At 38.0% G+C, this 421-nt stretch carries 1 pseudogene; it reads right to left on the reverse strand.

Features of this window, described 5'->3' with window-relative positions:
• Positions 1-91: 91 nt before the first annotated feature.
• Positions 92-421 (reverse strand): annotated as a pseudogene (locus HC175_RS19305) (hypothetical protein); the annotation flags it as partial.

The following is a 421-nucleotide window of genomic DNA, read 5'->3' on the forward strand; positions in this document are numbered from 1 at the left end:
AAGAAGTCACGGGTAAAGTTGCCCATTATACATAAAAAGAAGAAGCTGTCTCAATAATCTGAGGCAGCTTCTATTTTTTTAACCTGTTTTACTAATACCTGAAAACAGCGTTTATTTTTGAATTTTTGTCCGGCATAAATTCATCTTCAACAAGATATGCCTTTCCGTTCTGCTCGATGACTTTTACTGCGGCAAGGTTCATAAGAGAAATGCTTCCGTTCCTTCTTTGGTCATGCACATCTACAGAAGCCATATTCTCATTGTAATTCCCCCAAACATCCTCCCGGTTTTGCAGAAATAAAGTATCAACCTTTCCTTCAAAAATGGCCGGAATAATTTCAGAAATACTGGTGGAAGTACGGGAAGGACCTAATTCCCTGAACTGATGCATTTTTTCTTCTCTTTCCTTCTTAAAATGAGG

Source organism: Salinimicrobium oceani (assembly GCF_012037645.1).